Below are 18,424 nucleotides of genomic sequence, written 5' to 3'. Positions count from 1 at the left end.
CCTTGCCGCCGGAGCTGGCCTCCATCGACGGCCTGGTCCAGGCCCTGCAGCGCGTGGGCTATTTTGCCGACCGGCGCCTGGCGACCGCCGTGTTCCTCGCGCTCAGGCTGCAGCGCCCGCTGCTGCTCGAAGGCGAACCCGGCGGGGGCAAGACGGCGCTGGCCAAGGCCTTGTCCGAGGTGCTGGCGCGCAGCCTGATCCGCCTGCAGTGCTATGACGGGCTGGAGCAGCGCGAGGCGCTGTACGAGTGGAACTATGCGGCCCAGCTGCTGCACATGCGTGCCGCAGAATTGCAGCAGGGTTTGGTCCGCGACATCGAGGCCGAGGTCTACCAGGAGCGCTACCTGATCCGCCGCCCCCTGCTGCAGGCCCTGCAGGCGCCCGCACCCGGCGCCGTGCTGCTGGTCGATGAGGTGGACCGCGCGGACGAGCCCTTCGAAGCCTTCCTGCTCGAATACCTGGGCGAGTACCAGGTCAGCATTCCCGAGATCGGTACCGTGCGCGCCACGGCCACCCCGGTCACCCTGCTCACCAGCAACCGCACGCGCGACCTGCACGATGCCGTCAAGCGCCGCTGTCTGTACCACTGGCTCGACTATCCCGAGCGTGAGCGCGAGCTGGCCATCGTGCGCTCGCAAGTGCCCGGCGCCAGCGAGGCCCTGGCCGCCCAGGTGGCCGACTTCGTGGGCCGGCTGCGCAGCCAGCCCTTTGCCAATGCCTTCCAGCGCGCGCCCGGCATCGCCGAGAGCGTGGAATGGGCCAAGGCCCTGGTGGCGCTCGACACCCTGGTGGTGGACCCCGAGATCGTCTCGGACACCGCGGGCATCCTCTTCAAGCAGCGCGAGGACGTGGCCGCGCTCACGCAGGACATGGCCGCCGAGCTGCTCAAGCCCCAGGACGCCGAGGCCTGAGATGGTGCTAGCTCCTTCCACGGCGGCGGCTTCCCAGCTCGGCGACGCGCGGACCGGCAAGCTCGCAGACAACCTCACCGGCTTTGGCCGCACCCTGCGCCGCGCCGGTGTGCGCGTGGACGCTGCGCGCATGGCCCTGGCCCAGCAGGCCGTGCTGCTGGTGGGCCTGCAGCGCCAGGACGTCGCCGCCGCGCTGGAGGCCGTGCTGGTGAGCCGCGAGCAGGACCGCCTGGTGTTCCGTGAACTGTTCAACGCCTACTTCAAGAACCCCAACGTGGCGCAGAAGCTGCTGGCCCAGATGCTGCCCAGCGCCGAGGCCAAGGCCGAGCCCGTGAAGCGCCGCCCGCGCGTGAGCGAGGCCCTGGCCCCCGTGCGTGCCGCGCGCAAGGCCCCGCCGCGCGAGGAGGCCAAGGTCGACTTCGACGCCGCCATGACGGCCAGCGACCTCACGCGCCTGCGCCATGCGGATTTCAATCAGCTCTCGGCCAGCGAATTCCGGCTGGTGGAGCAACTGGCGCACGACAGTCCGCTGCCGCTGCCCGACTACGCGGCCCGCCGCACCCGCCCCGGGGTGCGCGGCAGCCGCCCGCACTGGCCCGGTGCCATGCACCAGGCGGCGCGCACGGGCGGGGAGTTCTTGCAGGTGCCACTGCTGCAGCGCCGCCGCCAGCCCCTGCCGCTCTTGGTGCTGGTGGACGTGTCGGGCTCCATGGAGCGCTATGCGCGGCTGCTGCTGGCCTTTTTGCATGCTGCCACCGCACCGCGCAGGGCCGGGGCGCTGCGGCGCGACGTGTTCGCCTTCGGCACCGGCCTGACCGACCTGACCCCGGCCTTCCGCCTGGCCGATACCGACGCCATGCTGCTGACCGCCAGCCACGCCATCGCCGACTTGGCCGGCGGCACGCGCATGGGCGAGAGCCTGCGCGCCCTGCGCCTGCAGCACGCACGCCGGCTGGTGGGGCGGCGCACCCTGGTGCTGCTCATCACCGATGGGCTGGACACCGGCGCGCCCGAGCTGCTGGGGCAGGAGCTGGCCTGGCTGCGCCGGCACTGTGCGCGCCTGCTGTGGCTCAACCCGCTGCTGCGCTTTGGCGGCTATGCGCCCACGGCGCGTGGCGCCGCCGTGCTGCACCGCCAGGCGCACGGCATGCTGGCCGTGCACGACCTGAGCCGCCTGCAGGACCTGGCCGGCAGCCTGGCCGCCGTGCTGCGGCAATGACCCGAACCACCGAGGAATCACCATGGAAATGCAAGCCAGCCGCACCCTGTCCGTCAGCCATAGCCAGGCCTGGGCGGCGCTCAACGACCCCGAGGTGCTCAAGCTGTGCATCCCCGGCTGCGAGAAGGTCGAGCCCACGGGCGAGAACCAGTACAGCGTGGCCATGGCGCTCAAGATCGGCCCGGTCTCGGCCAAGTTCGCGGGCAAGATCACGCTGTCGGACATCGTGGCGCCCGAGAGCTACACCATCGCCTTCGACGGCTCGGGCGGCGTGGCCGGTTTCGGCAAGGGCAGCGCCCAGGTCCGGCTGGAACCGCTGGCACCCGAGGGCAGCCAGGAGCGCTGCGAGCTGCACTACAGCGTGCACGCCACGGTGGGCGGCAAGATCGCCCAGCTGGGCCAGCGCCTGATCGATGGCGCGGCAAAAGGCATGGCCGAGGATTTCTTCAAGCGCTTCGACAACGAGATGCAGCGCCGCCATCCGCCTGCCGTTTCGGAATCAGCCGCAGGGCCGGATACGGAGCCTACCGCCCCGCCAGACACCGTGCCCACCGAGATTCCGACCCAGCCGGGCGAGGATGCCGGGCCGGCGAGCGGCTTCGTGCCGAGCCAGCGGGCGGGTTTGCAGCCGGCTGGTGGCCCCGCGCCCCAGGGCGGCGGCGTCCCGGTCTGGGTCTGGGTGGCAGGCGCGGTGGCCTTGGTCGCTCTCGCATGGTGGCTGAACTAAGCCCCAGCCGCACGGAACCGCCGGGCCTTGGGCACAATCTACCCACGATGACGATGGAAAACCTCGATGTGATGGTGCTGCGCACCCTGCACGGCTGGCGTGCGGCGGGCCGGCGCGCGCTGCTGGCCACGGTGGTGCGCACGTGGGGCTCATCCCCGCGGCCCGTGGGTTCGATCATGGCGCTGTGCGACGATGGCGCGGTGGTGGGGTCCGTCTCGGGCGGCTGCATCGAGGACGACCTGATCGACCGCCACACCCGCGCCTATGCGCAGGAGCGCGCCGGGGCCACGGGGTACGAACACCGCATTCCCAACGGCCCGCCGTCCTTCGTCAAGTACGGCATCACGGCCGATGAGGCGCACCGCTTCGGCCTGCCCTGCGGCGGCACGCTGGAGCTGCTGCTCGAATACGACCCCGACCCCGCCCGCCTGGCCGAACTGATCGCTGCGCTGGAGGCCGGGCGCCTGGTGCGCCGCACGGTGCGCCTGGCCGATGGCGCGGTGTCCCTGGCCATGGCCACGGAGCCTGCCGAACTGGCGGTGGACAGCCAGGAACTGACCAACACCTTCGGCCCCGAGTACCGCATGCTCATCATCGGTGCCGGGCAGATGGCCGAGTACCTGGCCACCATGGCCTTGTTCAACGGTTTCGCCGTGACCGTGTGCGACCCGCGCGAGGAGTACCGCCACGGCTGGAAGGTGCCTGGCGCCACCCTGGTGAGCGCCATGCCCGACGACGTGGTGGTGGACTTCAAGCCAGACCGGCGCACCTGCGTGGTGGCGCTCACGCACGACCCCAAGCTCGACGACCTGGCGCTGCTGGAGGCCTTGTCCACCGAGGCCTTCTACGTCGGCGGTATCGGCTCGCGCCGCAACAACGAGGCGCGCCGCGCGCGCATGATCGAGCACTTCGACCAGACCGAGGCCAGCCTGGTGCGCCTGCGCGGACCCATCGGCATCTACATCGGCAGCAAGACCCCGCCCGAGATCGCCGTGAGCGTGATGGCCGAGATCCTGGCCGTGAAGAACGGCGTGGCCCTGCCGCGCGTGATGGAAGTGGCCCAGGCCAAGAACGACCGGGACGTGGCGCACAACGATCCCGGGCCACTGGTCTGCGCTGTGGGGCGCTGAGCGGACTCAGCGGCTGCGGCCCTGCAACTCCCGCTGCACATGCTGCAGCAAGCCTTCGCAGGCATCCTCCACCAGGTCCAGCACCTCATCGAAGCCATTGGCACCACCGTAGTAAGGGTCGGGCACCACGGGGCTGTCCATGCGCAGGCAGAACTCCGTGAGGCGCCGGAGCTTGTGGGCGTGCGCGGGCGGGCACAGCTCCTGCGCCATGGCCAGGTTGTCCCAGTCCATGGCGAGGACTAGGTCGTGGGCCTCGAAGTCGGCCAGCAGCATCTGCCGCGCACGCAGGTCCGACAGGTCGTAGCCGCGCCGGGTGGCGTGCTTTTGCGAGCGGTGGTCGGGCGGTTCGCCCGGGTGGTAGTTGTGGGTGCCGGCCGAATCCACACGCACCACGCCATCGAGTCCGGCAGCCCGCACGCGGTGGCGGAACACACCGTGCGCTGTAGGGCTGCGGCAGATGTTGCCCATGCAGAGAAAAAGGACCGAATAGCCGGGTGTCGTTGGTGCCATGTGTGCCTCAAAGCAGAACGGCCCCGCGTGGGGCCGTTCCGGAGTGTCGCATGGCGGGCGCTCAGGCCAGCGCCTTCTCGCGCTTGGCGTCGTGGTAGGCCAGCGTGCCGCGGGTCACCACGCGGTCGCCAGGCAGCACCGCGCCGGCGTCGTGCTCGGGCGCGCCCTTGAGGCGGTCGTACAGGGGCGCGAAGTCGATCTTGGCCAGCTCCAGCAGCTCGTCCAGATTGCCGAGCACGAAGTAGGTCTCCTGGAAGTCGTCGATGCGGTAGTTGGTCTGCATGACGCGTTCGAGTTCGAAGCACACGCGGTTGGGCGAATCGCTCTCGACCGAGAAGCGCGTCTCGCTGGCTGAGGAGGCGATGCCCGCGCCGTAGATGCGCAGGCCGTCGCTCTGCTGCACCAGGCCGAATTCCACCGTGTACCAGTACACGCGCGCCAGCTTCTCCAGCACGCCCAGGCGGCTGGCGCGCAGGCCGCCTTCGCCGTAGGCCTGGATGTAGTCGGCAATGACCGGGTTCATCAGCATGGGCACATGGCCGAACACGTCGTGGAAGACATCGGGTTCTTCCAGGTAGTCCAGTTCATGCGGCTTGCGGATGAACTGCCCGGCCGGAAAGCGCCGGTTCGCCAGGTGGCCGAAGAACACATCGTCGGGCACCAGGCCGGGCACGGCCACCACTTCCCAGCCCGTGCGCTTCTTGAGCACCTTGGACATCTGCTCGAAGTCGGGGATCTGCTCGGGTCCGATGGGCAGGTCCTGCATGCCGCGGATGAACTCGTCGCAGGCGCGGCCGGGCAGCAGTTTGGACTGCCGCTCGAACAGGGTGCGCCAGACGCCGTGCTCTTCCTTCGTGTAATTCGCCCAGCCCTGGTCGATGGTCCAGTCGGGCCGTTCGGGGGCGTGCGCGTCACCGGCCGCCAGGCCGTGCTTGGCGGTTTCCTTGAGCTGCTGCAGCATGCGTGTCTCCTGAACGCGTTTTAGGTCTTGTCGGCGGCAGAAAAGGCCGCAGCGATGCCATTCATCAGCAAGGCCATCTCGATGTCCTTGGCCGAGATGCCGTCCACGTCGTGCGTGGTCAGGGTGACGTTCACACGGTTGTAGACGTTGAACCACTCCGGGTGGTGGTTCATGCGCTCCGCGTGCAGGGCCACCTGCGTCATGAAGCCGAAGGCCTGCACGAAGTCCTTGAACTGGAACTCGCGCGTGAGCACGCCGCCGCGCTCGGCGCCGTGCGCCCAGCCGGTGAGGGCAGGCAGCTGCGCTGCCAACTGCTCGGGCGTGAGCTTCATGCCGCTTCCTTGGCAGGGGCCTTCTCGTCCACGGCCAGCACGCCGCGGTTGATCTGGTCGCGCTCCAGCGACTCGAACAGGGCCTTGAAGTTGCCTTCGCCAAAACCTTCGCGGTAATCGCCCTTGCGCTCGATGAACTCGAAGAACACCGGGCCCAGCATGGGCTGCGAGAAGATCTGCAGCAAGAGGCGCGGCTGGCCGCCTTCGGTCGTGCCGTCCAGCAGGATGCCGCGGGCCTGCAGCTCGCCCACGGGCTGGCCGTGGCCGGGCAGGCGCTTGGCCAGGTTCTCGTAGTAGACCTCGTTGGGGGCGGTCAGCAGCGGGATGCCGGCCATCTGCAGCTGGTCGATCGATTCGAGCAGGTTGTCGGTCAGCAGGGCGATGTGCTGGATGCCCTCGCCGTTGAACTGCATCAAAAACTCTTCGATCTGGCCGCCGCCCTGGCGCGATTCCTCGTTCAGCGGGATGCGGATCAGGCCGTCCGGTGCCGTCATGGCTTTGGAGGTCAGGCCGGTGTACTCGCCCGAGATGTCGAAGTAGCGGATCTCGCGGAAGTTGAACAGCCTGGTATAGAAGTCGGCCCAGTAGGCCATGCGGCCACGGTAGACGTTGTGCGTGAGGTGGTCCACCACCTGGAAGCCATGGCCCTTGGGGTGCAGGTCCACGCCGGGCAAAAACTCGAAATCGATGTCGTAGATGGACTTGCCGTCCTCGAAGCGGTCGATCAGGTACAGCGGCGCACCGCCGATGCCCTTGATCGCGGGCAGGCGCAGTTCCATCGGGCCGGTCGGGATCTCGATGGGCTGGGCACCCAGCTCCAGCGCGCGGTTGTAGGCCTTGTGCGCATCGCGCACGCGGACCGCCAGGCCGCACGCCGACGCGCCGTGCTCGCCAGCGAAGTAGGCGGCATTGCCCGGTTCGTTGTTCACGATGAAGTTGATGCCGCCCTGGCGGTACAGCAGCACGTTCTTGGAGCGGTGCTTGGCTACGAGCGTGAAGCCCATTTTCTCGAACATCGGCTCCAGCACGCCTGGCTTGGGCGAAGCGAATTCCACGAACTCGAAGCCGCACAGGCCCATGGGGTTGTCAAACAGGTCGCTCATACATCGTCTCCATCATCGGTGGGCAGCACTAGGGCCGGGGGATAGGGAGACTGTAGGCATTTCAGGGCGCAGTTATCTTGCAATTTCTGCATGCCGAGACCCGTGGTGCGCTGGAATCATGCGAGAAACCAAATCCAGTGCAATTGAAAAGCTCAAAGCACCGCAACTGTGCAGGCATGCTGCTCATTGGGGCGTTCTTGAGCCAGTGCACAAAGCCACCCTGGCAGTGCAGGCATCCCGCGTTTCGCGCAGCGCGCAGCCATCAATTTTTCTGCATGCCTCGGCGGCCGAAACGATATTTCTCACGCCACCTTCGCTTGAGCATACTCAAGGCCATAAACAAAGCAGGAGACAAGCGATGAACACCACCCGCCGCCAATTCGCGGGCCTGCTGGGCGCCTCGACCCTGGCCGCCCACAGCCCCTTTGCCTTCGCGCAGGACAGGACCATTCGCGTGCTCGTGGGCTACGCCGCGGGCGGCGCTGCCGACACCGTGGCCCGTGCCGTGGCCGAAGGCGTGCGCGGCCATGGCTTCAACATGCTCGTGGACAACAAAGGCGGTGCCGGCGGCCGGCTGGCCACCGAGGCCCTGATCGCGGCGCCGGCAGACGGCGCCACCCTGCTCATGACACCCATGGGCAACCTGACCCTGTACCCCCACGTGTTCAAGTCCCTGTCCTACGACCCGCTCAAACAGTTCGTCGGCGTGGGCAAGGCCTGCAGCATGAGCTTTGCCCTGGCCGTGAGCGCCAGCAGCCCGGCGAAGACGCTCAAGGAGTTCCTGGACCTGGCGCGCAAGGACAATGCCCTGGCCGCCTACGGCACGCCCGGTGCGGGCACGGCCATGCACTTCATCGGCCAGCTGCTGGGCAAGGCCGCCAAGGTGCCGCTGGCGCACGTGGCCTACCGCGGCGGCTCGGCCGCGGTGACCGATGCCATCGGCGGCGTGCTGCCCTGCGCGATCACCACCCTGCCCAACCTGCTGCCCATGCACAAATCGGGCAAGCTGCGCATCCTGGCGATCTCCGACGAGGCGCCGCTGGCAGCGCTGCCCGGCGTGCCCACCTTCAAGTCGCTGGGCTACGGCGACCTGGCGATCACCGAGACCTTTGCCCTGTTCGCGCGGGCCGGAACGCCCGCGCCCCTGGTCGCGCAGCTCAACAAGATAGTCACGGAGGCCGTGCAGTCCGAAAAGATCGCCTCGCTGCTGCACAAGCTCGAATACCAGCCCCAGACCGCCACCACCGAAGCCCTGGACCGGCAGCTGCGCGAAGACCATGCACGCTGGGGCCAGATCGTGAAGGCATCCGGCTACACACCTGAAGACTCGTGACCTGAAGAGAGACAACGAACCCATGCCACGCCGCAACGTCATCGTGATCATGTCCGACGAACATGATCCCCGCATCATGGGCTGTGCCGGCCATGCCTTCGTGAAGACGCCACACCTGGACGCACTGGCTGCGCGCGGTGTGCGATTCACCGATGCCTACACCCCCAGCCCCATCTGCGTGCCTGCGCGCGCCGCCTTTGCCACCGGGCTGCGCGTGCACCAGACGCGCCATTGGGACAACGCCATGCCCTATGTGGGCGATCCGCGCGGCTGGGGCCATGTGCTGCAACGCCAGGGCGTGCGCGTGGAAAGCATCGGCAAGCTGCACTACCGCGCCGAGGAAGACCCCGCCGGCTTCGACAGGGAGCACATCCCCATGCACGTGGTGGGCGGCCATGGCATGGTGTGGGCGTCCATCCGCGATCCGTACATTTCCAGCCCCAGCGGCAAACGCATGCTGGGCGAGCACATCGGCGCAGGCGAATCGCACTACACGGCCTACGACCGCGAGGTCACGGGCCGCGCGGTTGACTGGATCCGCGACGCCGGCACCCGCCCCGACGAGCCCTTCGTGCTTTACGTGGGCCTGGTGGCGCCGCACTTCCCGCTGGTCGCGCCCGAGGAATTCTTTGCGCTGTATTCCGATGAAGTGATGCCCGAGCCCAAGCTGCAGCCCGCAAGCGGCTACCAGCGCCACCCCTGGGTGCAGGCGTATGCGGACTTCATGGACAACGAAGGCGAGTTCAAGAGCGCCGAGGAGCGGCGCCAGGCCTTCGTGGCCTACTACGCGCTGTGCAGCTTCCTGGACCACAACGTGGGCCGCATCACCCAGGCCCTGCGCGATGCAGGGCTGGAAGGCGACACCACCCTGGTCTACACCTCGGACCATGGCGACAACCTGGGCACGCGCGGGCTGTGGGGCAAGTCCACCTTGTACCAGGAAAGCGTGCGCGTGCCCATGGTGGTGGCGAGCCCGGGCGTGCAGCCCGGGGTGTGCGAGACGCCGGTGGATTTGCTCGACCTGTTTCCCACCATCCTGCAGGGCGTGGGCATCGATCCGGCACCCGAGATGCAGGACCGGCCCGGCCGCTCGCTGCTGGATCTGGCGCAAGGACCGGCCGAGCCCGAGCGCGTGGTCTTCAGCGAATACCACGCCGCCGGCAGCAACACGGCCGGCTTCATGGTGCGCAAGGGGCGCTACAAGTTCCACTACTACGTGCGCCACCGCCCCGAACTGTTCGACCTGCAGGCCGACCCCGAAGAACTTGCCGACCTGGCGGGCGACCCCGCCCATGCCGATGTGCTGCGGGCCATGGAGGCCGAATTGCGCGCCATCTGCGACCCCGAGGCCGTGGACGCCCTGGCCAAGGCCGACCAGCAGCGCATGATCGAGAGCCTGGGCGGCGTGCAGGTGGCCTCGCGCATGGGCGCGGGGGGCGCCACGCCCGTACCGCAGGAGGCGCTGGCCACTGCCGAGGCCCGATGAAGGGGCCTGCCTGGCGGCATGAGGGCGAGGAGCCCGACTACCGCTTCACCCTGGCCAATGAGCGCACCTTCCTGGCCTGGATCCGTACCGCCCTCGCAGTGCTGGCGGGTGGCGTGCTGTTTGAGCAGTTCGCCACCCACCTGCAGCCGCGCCTGCTGGTGTCGGCGGTTGCATTGCTGATGTGCGCGCTGGCGGCCGCCCTGTGTGTGCTGGCCTACCGGCGCTGGCGTGCCAACGAGATTGCCATGCGTCGCAAGGGCGCGCTGCCCGCCACGGCGGCGCTGGCCGTGCTGGCGGCCGGCCTGTTCCTGGTGGCGGTGCTGCTGCTGGGCCTGGTGCTGTGGCTTTCGCGCTAGGGACTGCGCGCGATCCGGGCCTGCAGCCCGAGCGCACCAGCCTGGCCTGGACGCGCACGGCCCTGGCCGTGCTGCTGAACGCCCTGGTGGCGCTGCGCGGCGCCTGGATCGATGGCTCGGCCATGCTGCTTGCCACTGGCGGCATGCTGGCGCTGGCGGCCTGTGCGCTGTACGGCTATGGCGTGCACCGCGGCCGCGTGCTGCTGGCCTGCGGGGGCCGGGTGCCCCACCCGGCGGGCCTGGCGTGGGTGGCGGCATTGGTACTGCTGGCCTGCGCCACGGGAGCGGCGGGTGTCGCCTGGCACCTGCTGCATTAGAGTCTGGGCATGACCCCCCGCCAGCTCAAGTACTTCGTCGAGATCGCGCGGTCCGGCAGCATCACGACAGCCGCTTCCACCCTGCACATCGCCCAGCCGGCGCTGAGCCACCACATCGCGGCGATGGAGGAAGAACTGGGCGTGGTGCTGCTGCAGCGCCATGCGCGCGGCGTGCGCCTCACCATGGAGGGGCAACGCCTGTTCGACCGGGCGGCCTCCATCCTGCGGCAGATGGAACGCCTGCGCGAGGACGTGCGCGATGCTGCCTCGGAGTTCCGCGGCGTGGTGCGCGCCTGCATCGTCGGCTCTGTCGCGCCGGTACTGATCGTGCCCCTGTACCGGCTGATAGAGGAGCGCGCGCCCGAGGTGCAGCTGCACCTGACCACCGCCATGTCGCGCGAGGCGCAGACCCTGGTGGAGGCGCGGCGCGTGGACCTGGCGCTGCTGCCCACCGCGTCCGAGATGGCCAAGCTCGAATCGAAGCCCGCCTATGAGGAGGATTTCTGCCTGTTCGGCACGCGGGAACAGATGGGCGACGCCACGGGCGATATCGCCTTCCGCGCAATCGGCGACCGCCCGCTGGTGGAGCCCGACCGCGAGCACGACCTGCGCAAGCTCATCGAGCGCACGGCCGTCGCGCTCGACTGCCCGCTCAACGTGCGCTATGAGGTGAACAGCTCCGATCTGCTGCGCAGCATGGTTTGCGGCGGGCTGGCCTTCGCGGTCATGCCGCGCAATTCCTTCCCGGCATTCGAGGCGCGCGGCATCGTGGCCCGGCGCATTGTGGAGCCGGTGCTGAGCCGTACCCAGTCGGTGGTCTGGTCCCCGGAGCAGCCGCTGACGCCGGCCGGCCGACTGGTGCGCGACCTGCTGCTGGAGCTCATCGCGCAGTTGCTGGCAGACGGGCAACTGGTGGGGCGCACGCTGCCATGAGGTTTATCTGATGGCGCATGGGTGCAAGGCGTATTTCTCCGCGTGCTTGTCTTTCCGTACAGTGCAATGACTTCAACGGAGACAAATGCAATGCAGACGATTTCGCGGCAGGACATGCCGGTGCAAGACCTGGTGGACGCCCTGGCCGGCATCCTTTCGCCCGCCCAGATCGTTCGGGACCCCGGCGTGGCCGCCAGCCATGCGGGCGACTGGAGCGAGGCACCGCGCCATGCGCCCGCACTGGTGCTGTTCCCGCGAACACCGCAGGAGGTGGCTGGCGTGCTCGCGGTGTGCAGCCGCCTGGGCCAGGCCGTGGCCATCCAGGGTGGGCTGACCGGCCTGGCGGGCGGGGCCACGCCCGCAGGGACGGAGGTGGCTCTGTCGCTGGCCAAACTCAACGCCATCGAAGACATCGACACCGTGGGCGGCACGGCCGTGGTGCAGGCCGGCGTGGTGCTGGAGGAGCTGCAGCAGCGGGTGGAAGCAGAGGGCTGGTCCTTCCCGCTCGACCTGGGGGCGCGCGGCTCGTGCCAGGTGGGCGGCAATGCGGCCACCAATGCGGGCGGCAACCGGGTGATCCGCTTCGGCACCATGCGCGACCTGGTGCTGGGGCTGGAGGTGGCGCTGCCCGACGGCCGGCTGATGACCATCCTCAACCGCGTGACCAAGAACACCACGGGCGTGGACCTCAAGCACCTGTTCATCGGCGCGGAGGGCACGCTGGGCGTGATCACGCGCCTGGTGCTCAAGCTCTCGCCGCGCGCCACGGCGGCGAACACGGCGCTGTGCGCGCTGCCCTCGTTCGATGCGGCCACGCGCCTGGTGCGCGACCTGCGCCGCGCGTTGCCTGCGCTATCGGCCTTCGAGGTGATGTGGGCCGACTACCTGGAAGCGGCCATGGAGGTGACGCGCCTGCGCCAGCCCTTCGATGCGCCCCACCCGGTCTACGTGCTGGTGGAGACCCTGGGCGCCAACGACGAGCGCGACCGCGAGGCGCTGGAGCGCGAGCTGGGCGAGGCCCTGGAGCAGGGCCTGATTTCCGATGTGGTGGTGGCCCAGTCGGTGGAAGACGGCAAGAAGCTCTGGGCCTACCGGGAATCCATCGGCGAGTTGCTGGGCCAGCTCAAGCCGTTTGCCGCCTTCGACGTGGGCATCCCCATGGCGGCCATGGACGCTTTTGTCGAATCGGTCGGGGCCGAGCTCGAGCGCCGCTTTCCGGCGCAGCGCCACCTGTTCTTTGGGCATATCGGCGACGGCAACCTGCATGTGCTCTCGGGACCGCACGCGTCGCCGGACAGCCTGCACCAGGTGGAGGAGGTGGTCTATGCCGCCACCGGCCGTGTGGGCGGATCCATCTCGGCCGAGCATGGCATCGGTGTGGTGAAGAAGAAATTCCTCGGGCACAGCCGCTCGCCGGTGGAGATCGAGCTCATGCACAGCCTCAAGGCACTGCTCGATCCCGCAGGCATCCTGAACCCCGGCCGCATCCTGGAATAGCCGTCAGCCCATGACGACCGGGCCACCCTTCTGGATGCCGCGCTGGTAGGCCGGGCGGGCCTCCATGCGCTTCTTGTAGGCCTGCAGGTTCGGGCAATTGCCGGCCTTTTCGGAGCGCGACAGGGCGGCCTCGACCGCAAAACTCATCTGGAAGTCGGCCATCGTCAGGTGCTCGCCCGCGAACCAGGTGTGCTGGCCCAGGTGCTTTTCCATGAAGTCCATGGCGGTGTTCACATTCGGGTCCACCACCTTGTCGAGCACCTTGCCGCACAGCGCCTTGGCGATGGGTTTGACGAAGAAAGGCATGGGCTGGCGCGGGATGGTCATGAACACCAGCTTCATCACCCGCCAGTTCATCAGCGACCCCTCGGCGTAGTGCATCCAGAAGCGGCACTGGCGGTATTCGGGCGTGACGCTCGCGGGTTCCAGGTGGGCCAGCTCGCCCGTGGCCTTGGCGCCATAGGTTTCCGCCAGGTATTCGATGATGGCGGCCGATTCGGCAATCACCTCGCTGCCATCGGTGATGACGGGGGACTTGCCCAGCGGGTGGATCTTCTTGAGCTCGGGCGGGGCCAGCTTGGTGGCCTTGTCGCGCTGGTAGATCTTGAGCTCGTAGGGCAGGCCCAGTTCTTCGAGCAGCCAGAGGACGCGCTGCGAGCGCGAGGTTTCGAGGTGGTGGACGGTGATCATCCGGCCATCTTAGGGCCTGGCCCCCAGTTTGCGCATGTCAGCCGGGGTGCCAATGTCGCCTGGCCGATGTTGCGGCGGTCCAGAAAGCACAAAGCCCTCTTGCGAGGGCCCAGGTGCTGCGAGTGGACCGGGCAGAGCCGGCGTCCACGGCAATTCGGCGATCAGCCGCCCTTCTTGGAGCGCTTGCCAGGGTTCTTCTTGCTGCGCGTGGCGACGCCGCGCTCCAGGCTCACGCGTTGGCCGCGACCGCCGGTGGGCAGGGTGTAGCCAGCCACGGGCGTGGGGCGGGGGGTGCGCTTGCGGTCTGCTTCGGTGACGATCTTGTTGCCCATGGAAATTCTCTGGAAAAGTGAGTGGAAAAACGCGTATTAGGCCATAGGTCGGCCAAAAAGCCCAGAATATGGGTTTTTCCGAGTCCCCCCAGGGTGGTTTCAGGGGCCGGTGAAGCGCGTGGCAAAAGCTGCCCCATGGTCGGTCGACAAGGCCTCGCGGCAGTGGTGCGGCAGCACGAAGCCGCGCCCGGCGTCTTCGATGGCCCTGGTGCGTATCACCGGTGGCTGCGCCCGCACGCCGCCGAAGATGGTGGCAAACGCCACGTCGGCCGCATCGCGCCCGGTGCCAAAGCGGATCAGCCCCATGGGGATGGCCGTGCCCGAGGGGTCGAACAGGTACCAACGGTCGCCCAGGTAGGCTTCCACGTAGGCATGGAAGTCCGGTGGCCCCAGGCTCGGGTCGGCACCATAGTCCGTGCCGGTGGTGAAGCGCGCCGGAATGTTCACCGCGCGGCACAGCGCGATCATCAGGTGGGCGAAATCGCGGCACACGCCGACCTTTTCCACCAGGGTGTCCACGGCCGACGTGTTCGAATTGGAGGTGTTGGATGTGAAGGCCACATGCCTTTGCACCCAGTCGCGGATGGCCTGCACCCGACTGTGGCCCTGCCACAGGGCGCCGAACTCGTTGAGCGCCAGGCGCAGCAAGCGGTCGGACTGGCAGTAGCGGCTGGGGTAGATGTAACCCATCACCTCCTGCGGCAGCCGCCGGATGGGCACTTCGGCCAGTTGCGAGGGATCGGTGCAGTGGTGGCTGATGTCCACGGTGGCCGAGTAGGCCACGCTGAGCGGTCCCGGCTCGCCGTGCAGGCGCAGGTAGCGGTTGCCGGTGGCGGGGTCGGTGTGGATCTGCTGCGGCACGTCCTGGTTGATGACCAGCCGCTCGTTGCTGATGGCCTGGCTCGGCGTGTGGGCCGCGTGGATGTTGAACACGAAGTCGGCGCCGTACTGGTCGATCTCGTAGTTCAACTCGATCTCCAGCTCCAGCCGCACCTTGGTATGGGCCATGAAAGGCGCTGCCGCTGCGGGCAGGGAGGCGGGCGATGCGGGGTGCAGCGAGAGGCCCTGCTGTTGCTGTTGGGACGAGTTGACCGCCTCGCCATTGGCGGCAACGAACGGCAGCCGGGCTGCCAGGGAATTGAAAGGTGTTGCGATGGAGGACGCTTGCGCGAGCATGGTGGAGTCTCTCTGGAAGGGCTTCGCGGCCTGCCACACCGGCATGCCGCAGCACCACCACCAGAATAGGTGTTTGCCAGGGGTTTGTATGTAGGCAGACTGCCTGTCACCCCTGCAACCGGCGCTGACGCTCTGCTGACCAGCAATCAGTCCATTCCGAAGGCCTCGCGCAGGGCGCCGCAAAACGCGCTGCCGCCGCTGATCGTCAGAGTGATGGTGGTGCGTGCCGGCGCCGGTGTGCCGGTATGCACCGCAATGGTGCTGCTGGTGCTGTCGAATGCCAGTGCCAGGGGCGTGGCCACCTCCTGCACGGCAGATAGGTCGTCGTCCCACTCCCCGCCTTCGTCCGCCGGCCCCTGCGTACCAGGGAACTGTGCATGCGCCCACGCCAGCACCTGCGCCACCTCGGCCTGCAACGCCGGCAACTGCGCCGGGTTGGCGGCCGCCATCGCATCGAAGGTGCCCGTGCCTTCGCAGTCTTCGCTGTAGTCGAAATCCAGATAGTCGAGGGTCATGGCAGGCAAGGGTGGCGGGCGAGAGCGGGCATGCATTGTCTCAGCAGGGCGGCAGGCCTTCCTAGAATCGGCGTTTTGCCCGTACCGAAAGAAGAGGCCGCTCCATGCCTTCCCCCAGCCCACTCCTGCAGATCGACAGCCTGCGCTTTGCCTACCCCGAAGTCCCACTGTTCGACGGCCTGTCCGCCCAGGTGCCGGCGGGTGCCACCCTGGTCCTGGGGGGCGACAGCAGCGGCAAGACCACCCTCCTGCGCCTGCTGGCGGGCGAGCTGGCGGCCGGTGCGGGGCAACTGGTGCTGCAGGGCGTTGCGCTGCAGTCGGCGCCTGCCGACTACCGGGCCCAGGTATTCTGGGGCGACCCGCGTGCCGTCACACTGGACGAACAGGGCGTGCGGGACTGGCTGGCCGCGCTGCCCGCGCGCTACCCGCGCTTCGATGCGGCCGCGCTGGCCCTGCACATCGAGGGCTTTGAGCTGCAGGAGCATATGCACAAGCGCTTTCTGATGCTGTCCACCGGCACCCGGCGCAAGGTGTGGACGGCCGGCGCCCTGGCATCGAACGCCGCGCTCACCCTGCTCGATGAGCCCGTGGCGGGGCTGGACAAGCCCTCCATCCAGTACCTGCAACGGGCGCTGGCCGCGGTGGCGGATGAGCCAGACCGCGCGGTGGTGGTGGCGCATTACGATGCGCTGGCGGGCGTGCCCTGGCAGGCCACCATCGCACTGCCAGACAGGTAATACCCGGGCGCGGCCAGCAGGGCAGGGCGCAAACCCCTAAACTGGCGCGCTGGCCGCGTCGGCGGCCGTTTTTCCGGATATTCCCTCCCATGGACGCCCTTCTCTTCGCCCCCGTTGCCGTCGCCATCGCCTTGACCCCCGGTCCCAACAACTTCTGTGGGCTCAACAACGGCATCCGTGCCGGCGTGGGCGCGGCCCTGGTGGGCACCATCGGGCGGGCGGCGGCGTTTGCGATTTTTCTCACCGTCTCGGCCGTGGGCCTGGGGGCCATGCTGCTGGCGTCGCAGGCGGCGTTCACCGCCGTGAAGTGGGTGGGTGCCTGCTACCTGTTCTGGCTGGGCTGGCGCGCCTGGCGCAGCCGCGAGTTCAATGGCCTGGAGGTGGCCGACGGCGCCGAGGTGGCCGCCACCGGTGCCTCGCCCGTGCGCCTGTGGTCGCTGGTCACGCAGGAGTTCCTGCTCGGCATCACCAACCCCAAGGCCATCATCCTGTTCGCGGCCATCTTTCCTCAGTTCATCGACCCCACCCAGCCTGCAGCGCGCCAGTTCCTGGTGCTGGGCAGCGTGTACCTGGCGGCCGAGTTCGTGGCCACGGCCGTGTATGCGGCCGGTGGGCGGCAGATCCGCCGCTTCATCCGCACCTCGCGCGGCGTGGTGCGCCTGAACAAGGCCACGGGCGGATTTTTCATGGGCGCAGGCGGGCTGTTGCTGGCCACTAACCGCTGAACCAGGTTTCGGCCCTGAAAACGCCGTAAACCGGTGGTAAAGGCAGGGTAAATCCTTCTGCCCGGGCGCCGGAGTGACTTGGCGGGTGGCTACCATAGCCACGACTCTATTTGTTACCTGCACCATGCCGTCCCTTCGCCTTCCGTCCGTGCCTTCGCGGCCCCTCTTGCGCCAACAGGGGCGTGCCCTGTGGTGGATCGTGCTGCTGGCGCTCATTGCCGCCGCAGCGGGCGGGGGCTGGTGGTGGAAGCAACGCCAGGCGGCCCCGGCATCGGCCGAAGCAGGCCCGGCGGGGCGGGGTGGTCCTGGCGGCCCAGGGGGGCGTGGGCCGGCCCGCTTCAGCGCGGGGGGGCAGACACAGCCGGTATCGGTGGGTGTGGTGCGGCGCCAGGACGTGCGCGTGCAGGTCAACGCCATCGGCACCATGAGCGCCCGCGCCACGGCCGTGGTGCGCGCCAAGGTCAGCGGCGAACTGACCAGCCTGCGCTTCAAGGAGGGCGAGGAGGTCAAGGCCGGCCAGTTGCTGGCCGAAATCGACCCCCGCAGCTACCAGGCATCGCTGAGCCAGGTGCAGGGCAACCTCGCCCGCGATCAGGCGCTGCTCAAGAACGCTCAGCTAGACCTCAAGAGCTCCCAGGACCTGATGGCCAAGGATACGAGCGCCAGCCAGCAGGTCGACACGCAGGCCGCCCAGGTGCGCCAGCTCGAAGGCACGGTCGCGGCCGACCAGGCCCAGGTCGACGCCGCCAGGCTGCAGCTGAGCTACACCCGCATCACCGCGCCCATCGCCGGGCGCCTGGGCCTGCGCCAGGCCGACCGGGGCAACGTGGTCGGCCCCTCGGACGCCAACGGCATCGTCACCATCAACCTGGTGCGCCCCATCGACGCCGTGTTCTCCGTGCCCGAGGCGCACCTGGCGCAGATCAACCAGCGCCTGGGCGAGGGCGCCGAGCTGCCCGTGGAGCTGTGGGACCGCGAGCAAAAGCGCCGCCTGGGCCGTGGCAAGGTGGGGGCGCTCGACAACGCCATCGATGCGACCACCGGCACCATCAAGGTCAAGGCCACCTTCTCCAATGAAGACGGCACCCTGTTCCCCAACCAGTTCGTCAACGTGCGCCTGCAGGTCAACCTGCTGCAGGACGCCCTGACCGTGCCCGGCACGGCCATCCAGAACAACTATGTCTACCTGGTGCAGCCCGATGGCACGGTGACGCAGCGGCGCATCCGCGTCGGTGTGGCCGATGGCGACAGGGTTGCGGTGGAAGGCGATCTCAAGGACGGCGACCAGGTGGTGGTCGACGGCATCGACCGCCTGCGCGAAGGCGCCAAGGTGGCTGTCATCGACTCGGGCGCCGCCGCCCGTGCCGATGAGGCCGCGCAGGACTCCGGCGCCCGCCGCGCCGCAATGATGCGCAACCTGACCCCCGAAGAGCG

General features: G+C 68.5%; 21 protein-coding genes. 13 read left to right on the top strand and 8 right to left on the bottom strand.

All coding sequences use genetic code 11. The features are described from left to right. Nucleotides 1-2 precede the first annotated feature (2 nt). Genes ACK59X_RS15455 through ACK59X_RS15440 form a run of 4 tightly spaced genes read left to right on the top strand, consistent with a single transcriptional unit; the run spans nucleotide 3 to nucleotide 3,987 of the window. The gene (locus ACK59X_RS15455; protein WP_409958478.1) at nucleotides 3-911 is read left to right on the top strand and encodes an AAA family ATPase; all 909 of its coding nucleotides are present in this window, start codon (nucleotides 3-5) and stop codon (nucleotides 909-911) included. A gap of 1 nt (nucleotide 912) precedes the next feature. Then, complete coding sequence (locus tag ACK59X_RS15450) at nucleotides 913-2,130, top strand: vWA domain-containing protein (protein ID WP_409958476.1); 1,218 nt, start codon at nucleotides 913-915, stop codon at nucleotides 2,128-2,130. Between the two features lie 22 nt (nucleotides 2,131-2,152). After that, nucleotides 2,153-2,857: a CoxG family protein gene (locus ACK59X_RS15445; RefSeq protein ID WP_409958474.1), complete on the top strand. Its 705-nt coding sequence runs from the start codon at nucleotides 2,153-2,155 to the stop codon at nucleotides 2,855-2,857. A gap of 53 nt (nucleotides 2,858-2,910) precedes the next feature. Beyond that, nucleotides 2,911-3,987, top strand: a complete 1,077-nt coding sequence (locus ACK59X_RS15440; RefSeq protein WP_409958512.1) for an XdhC family protein — start codon at nucleotides 2,911-2,913, stop codon at nucleotides 3,985-3,987. 6 nt (nucleotides 3,988-3,993) lie between these two features. Here ACK59X_RS15440 and ACK59X_RS15435 read toward each other — a convergent pair whose 3' ends face one another. The 4 genes from ACK59X_RS15435 to hppD form a co-directional block, all read right to left on the bottom strand. After that, the gene (locus ACK59X_RS15435; RefSeq protein WP_409958472.1) at nucleotides 3,994-4,497 is read right to left on the bottom strand and encodes a low molecular weight protein-tyrosine-phosphatase; all 504 of its coding nucleotides are present in this window, start codon (nucleotides 4,495-4,497) and stop codon (nucleotides 3,994-3,996) included. Between the two features lie 61 nt (nucleotides 4,498-4,558). Next, nucleotides 4,559-5,458, bottom strand: coding sequence for a phenylalanine 4-monooxygenase (phhA, locus tag ACK59X_RS15430; RefSeq protein ID WP_409958470.1), 900 nt, complete (start codon nucleotides 5,456-5,458; stop codon nucleotides 4,559-4,561). Between the two features lie 20 nt (nucleotides 5,459-5,478). Continuing rightward, nucleotides 5,479-5,790 (bottom strand): 4a-hydroxytetrahydrobiopterin dehydratase, encoded by a 312-nt coding sequence (locus tag ACK59X_RS15425; protein WP_409958468.1) that lies wholly within the window; start codon nucleotides 5,788-5,790, stop codon nucleotides 5,479-5,481. Next, complete coding sequence (gene hppD / locus ACK59X_RS15420) at nucleotides 5,787-6,893, bottom strand: 4-hydroxyphenylpyruvate dioxygenase (RefSeq protein WP_409958466.1); 1,107 nt, start codon at nucleotides 6,891-6,893, stop codon at nucleotides 5,787-5,789. The genes ACK59X_RS15425 and hppD overlap by 4 nt, the downstream gene beginning before the upstream one ends. Nucleotides 6,894-7,251: 358 nt before the next feature. Here hppD and ACK59X_RS15415 point away from each other — a divergent pair, with 358 nt between their 5' ends. The 6 genes from ACK59X_RS15415 (at nucleotide 7,252) to ACK59X_RS15390 (ending at nucleotide 12,815) form a co-directional block, all read left to right on the top strand. Beyond that, nucleotides 7,252-8,226 carry a Bug family tripartite tricarboxylate transporter substrate binding protein gene (locus ACK59X_RS15415; protein WP_409958464.1) on the top strand — a complete coding sequence of 325 codons (975 nt, stop codon included), beginning with the start codon at nucleotides 7,252-7,254 and terminating at the stop codon, nucleotides 8,224-8,226. Between the two features lie 22 nt (nucleotides 8,227-8,248). Next, complete coding sequence (locus tag ACK59X_RS15410; RefSeq protein WP_409958462.1) at nucleotides 8,249-9,712, top strand: sulfatase-like hydrolase/transferase; 1,464 nt, start codon at nucleotides 8,249-8,251, stop codon at nucleotides 9,710-9,712. Beyond that, on the top strand, nucleotides 9,709-10,068 hold the full coding sequence (locus tag ACK59X_RS15405) for a YidH family protein (RefSeq protein WP_007853495.1): 360 nt from the start codon (nucleotides 9,709-9,711) through the stop codon (nucleotides 10,066-10,068). The genes ACK59X_RS15410 and ACK59X_RS15405 overlap by 4 nt, the downstream gene beginning before the upstream one ends. Then, on the top strand, nucleotides 10,053-10,385 hold the full coding sequence (locus tag ACK59X_RS15400; RefSeq protein WP_409958460.1) for a DUF202 domain-containing protein: 333 nt from the start codon (nucleotides 10,053-10,055) through the stop codon (nucleotides 10,383-10,385). The genes ACK59X_RS15405 and ACK59X_RS15400 overlap by 16 nt, the downstream gene beginning before the upstream one ends. Before the next feature lie 9 nt (nucleotides 10,386-10,394). Next, complete coding sequence (locus tag ACK59X_RS15395) at nucleotides 10,395-11,318, top strand: LysR family transcriptional regulator (RefSeq protein WP_409958458.1); 924 nt, start codon at nucleotides 10,395-10,397, stop codon at nucleotides 11,316-11,318. Nucleotides 11,319-11,408: 90 nt separating this feature from the next. Next, nucleotides 11,409-12,815 carry an FAD-binding oxidoreductase gene (locus ACK59X_RS15390; protein WP_409958456.1) on the top strand — a complete coding sequence of 469 codons (1,407 nt, stop codon included), beginning with the start codon at nucleotides 11,409-11,411 and terminating at the stop codon, nucleotides 12,813-12,815. 3 nt (nucleotides 12,816-12,818) lie between these two features. Here ACK59X_RS15390 and ACK59X_RS15385 read toward each other — a convergent pair whose 3' ends face one another. The 4 genes from ACK59X_RS15385 to ACK59X_RS15370 form a co-directional block, all read right to left on the bottom strand. Continuing rightward, nucleotides 12,819-13,505 carry a glutathione S-transferase family protein gene (locus ACK59X_RS15385; protein WP_409958454.1) on the bottom strand — a complete coding sequence of 229 codons (687 nt, stop codon included), beginning with the start codon at nucleotides 13,503-13,505 and terminating at the stop codon, nucleotides 12,819-12,821. Between the two features lie 161 nt (nucleotides 13,506-13,666). Continuing rightward, nucleotides 13,667-13,837: a hypothetical protein gene (locus ACK59X_RS15380; RefSeq protein WP_007853534.1), complete on the bottom strand. Its 171-nt coding sequence runs from the start codon at nucleotides 13,835-13,837 to the stop codon at nucleotides 13,667-13,669. Nucleotides 13,838-13,936: 99 nt separating this feature from the next. Then, on the bottom strand, nucleotides 13,937-14,845 hold the full coding sequence (locus ACK59X_RS15375) for a transglutaminase-like domain-containing protein (protein WP_409958510.1): 909 nt from the start codon (nucleotides 14,843-14,845) through the stop codon (nucleotides 13,937-13,939). A gap of 314 nt (nucleotides 14,846-15,159) precedes the next feature. Continuing rightward, the gene (locus ACK59X_RS15370) at nucleotides 15,160-15,528 is read right to left on the bottom strand and encodes a hypothetical protein (RefSeq protein WP_409958452.1); all 369 of its coding nucleotides are present in this window, start codon (nucleotides 15,526-15,528) and stop codon (nucleotides 15,160-15,162) included. A 104-nt stretch (nucleotides 15,529-15,632) separates the two neighbouring features. Between ACK59X_RS15370 and ACK59X_RS15365 the strand changes: the two genes are divergently transcribed. The 3 genes from ACK59X_RS15365 to ACK59X_RS15355 form a co-directional block, all read left to right on the top strand. Beyond that, a complete protein-coding gene (locus ACK59X_RS15365) occupies nucleotides 15,633-16,265 on the top strand; it encodes an ATP-binding cassette domain-containing protein (protein WP_409958450.1) in 633 nt (210 codons plus the stop codon). An 89-nt stretch (nucleotides 16,266-16,354) separates the two neighbouring features. Further along, the gene (locus ACK59X_RS15360; RefSeq protein WP_409958448.1) at nucleotides 16,355-16,990 is read left to right on the top strand and encodes a LysE family translocator; all 636 of its coding nucleotides are present in this window, start codon (nucleotides 16,355-16,357) and stop codon (nucleotides 16,988-16,990) included. 124 nt (nucleotides 16,991-17,114) lie between these two features. Continuing rightward, nucleotides 17,115-18,424, top strand: a 1,310-nt coding sequence (locus tag ACK59X_RS15355; protein WP_409958446.1) for an efflux RND transporter periplasmic adaptor subunit, incomplete at its 3' end; no start/stop codon positions are given.

The organism is Acidovorax sp. (assembly GCF_046339755.1).
Lineage (GTDB): Bacteria > Pseudomonadota > Gammaproteobacteria > Burkholderiales > Burkholderiaceae_C > Acidovorax.
This window is presented reverse-complemented; position numbering and strand designations above follow the sequence as displayed.

Excerpts from the sequence above, each read along its gene's own strand:
- ACK59X_RS15450 (WP_409958476.1), top strand. The coding sequence starts at position 913 with ATGGTGCTAGCTCCTTCCACGGCGGCGGCTTCCCAGCTCGGCGACGCG.
- ACK59X_RS15445 (WP_409958474.1), top strand. The coding sequence starts at position 2,153 with ATGGAAATGCAAGCCAGCCGCACCCTGTCCGTCAGCCATAGCCAGGCC.
- ACK59X_RS15440 (WP_409958512.1), top strand. The coding sequence starts at position 2,911 with ATGGAAAACCTCGATGTGATGGTGCTGCGCACCCTGCACGGCTGGCGT.
- ACK59X_RS15435 (WP_409958472.1), bottom strand. The coding sequence starts at position 4,497 with ATGGCACCAACGACACCCGGCTATTCGGTCCTTTTTCTCTGCATGGGC.
- phhA (WP_409958470.1), bottom strand. The coding sequence starts at position 5,458 with ATGCTGCAGCAGCTCAAGGAAACCGCCAAGCACGGCCTGGCGGCCGGT.
- ACK59X_RS15425 (WP_409958468.1), bottom strand. The coding sequence starts at position 5,790 with ATGAAGCTCACGCCCGAGCAGTTGGCAGCGCAGCTGCCTGCCCTCACC.
- hppD (WP_409958466.1), bottom strand. The coding sequence starts at position 6,893 with ATGAGCGACCTGTTTGACAACCCCATGGGCCTGTGCGGCTTCGAGTTC.
- ACK59X_RS15415 (WP_409958464.1), top strand. The coding sequence starts at position 7,252 with ATGAACACCACCCGCCGCCAATTCGCGGGCCTGCTGGGCGCCTCGACC.
- ACK59X_RS15410 (WP_409958462.1), top strand. The coding sequence starts at position 8,249 with ATGCCACGCCGCAACGTCATCGTGATCATGTCCGACGAACATGATCCC.
- ACK59X_RS15405 (WP_007853495.1), top strand. The coding sequence starts at position 9,709 with ATGAAGGGGCCTGCCTGGCGGCATGAGGGCGAGGAGCCCGACTACCGC.
- ACK59X_RS15395 (WP_409958458.1), top strand. The coding sequence starts at position 10,395 with ATGACCCCCCGCCAGCTCAAGTACTTCGTCGAGATCGCGCGGTCCGGC.
- ACK59X_RS15390 (WP_409958456.1), top strand. The coding sequence starts at position 11,409 with ATGCAGACGATTTCGCGGCAGGACATGCCGGTGCAAGACCTGGTGGAC.
- ACK59X_RS15385 (WP_409958454.1), bottom strand. The coding sequence starts at position 13,505 with ATGATCACCGTCCACCACCTCGAAACCTCGCGCTCGCAGCGCGTCCTC.
- ACK59X_RS15380 (WP_007853534.1), bottom strand. The coding sequence starts at position 13,837 with ATGGGCAACAAGATCGTCACCGAAGCAGACCGCAAGCGCACCCCCCGC.
- ACK59X_RS15375 (WP_409958510.1), bottom strand. The coding sequence starts at position 14,845 with ATGGCCCATACCAAGGTGCGGCTGGAGCTGGAGATCGAGTTGAACTAC.
- ACK59X_RS15370 (WP_409958452.1), bottom strand. The coding sequence starts at position 15,528 with ATGACCCTCGACTATCTGGATTTCGACTACAGCGAAGACTGCGAAGGC.
- ACK59X_RS15365 (WP_409958450.1), top strand. The coding sequence starts at position 15,633 with ATGCCTTCCCCCAGCCCACTCCTGCAGATCGACAGCCTGCGCTTTGCC.
- ACK59X_RS15360 (WP_409958448.1), top strand. The coding sequence starts at position 16,355 with ATGGACGCCCTTCTCTTCGCCCCCGTTGCCGTCGCCATCGCCTTGACC.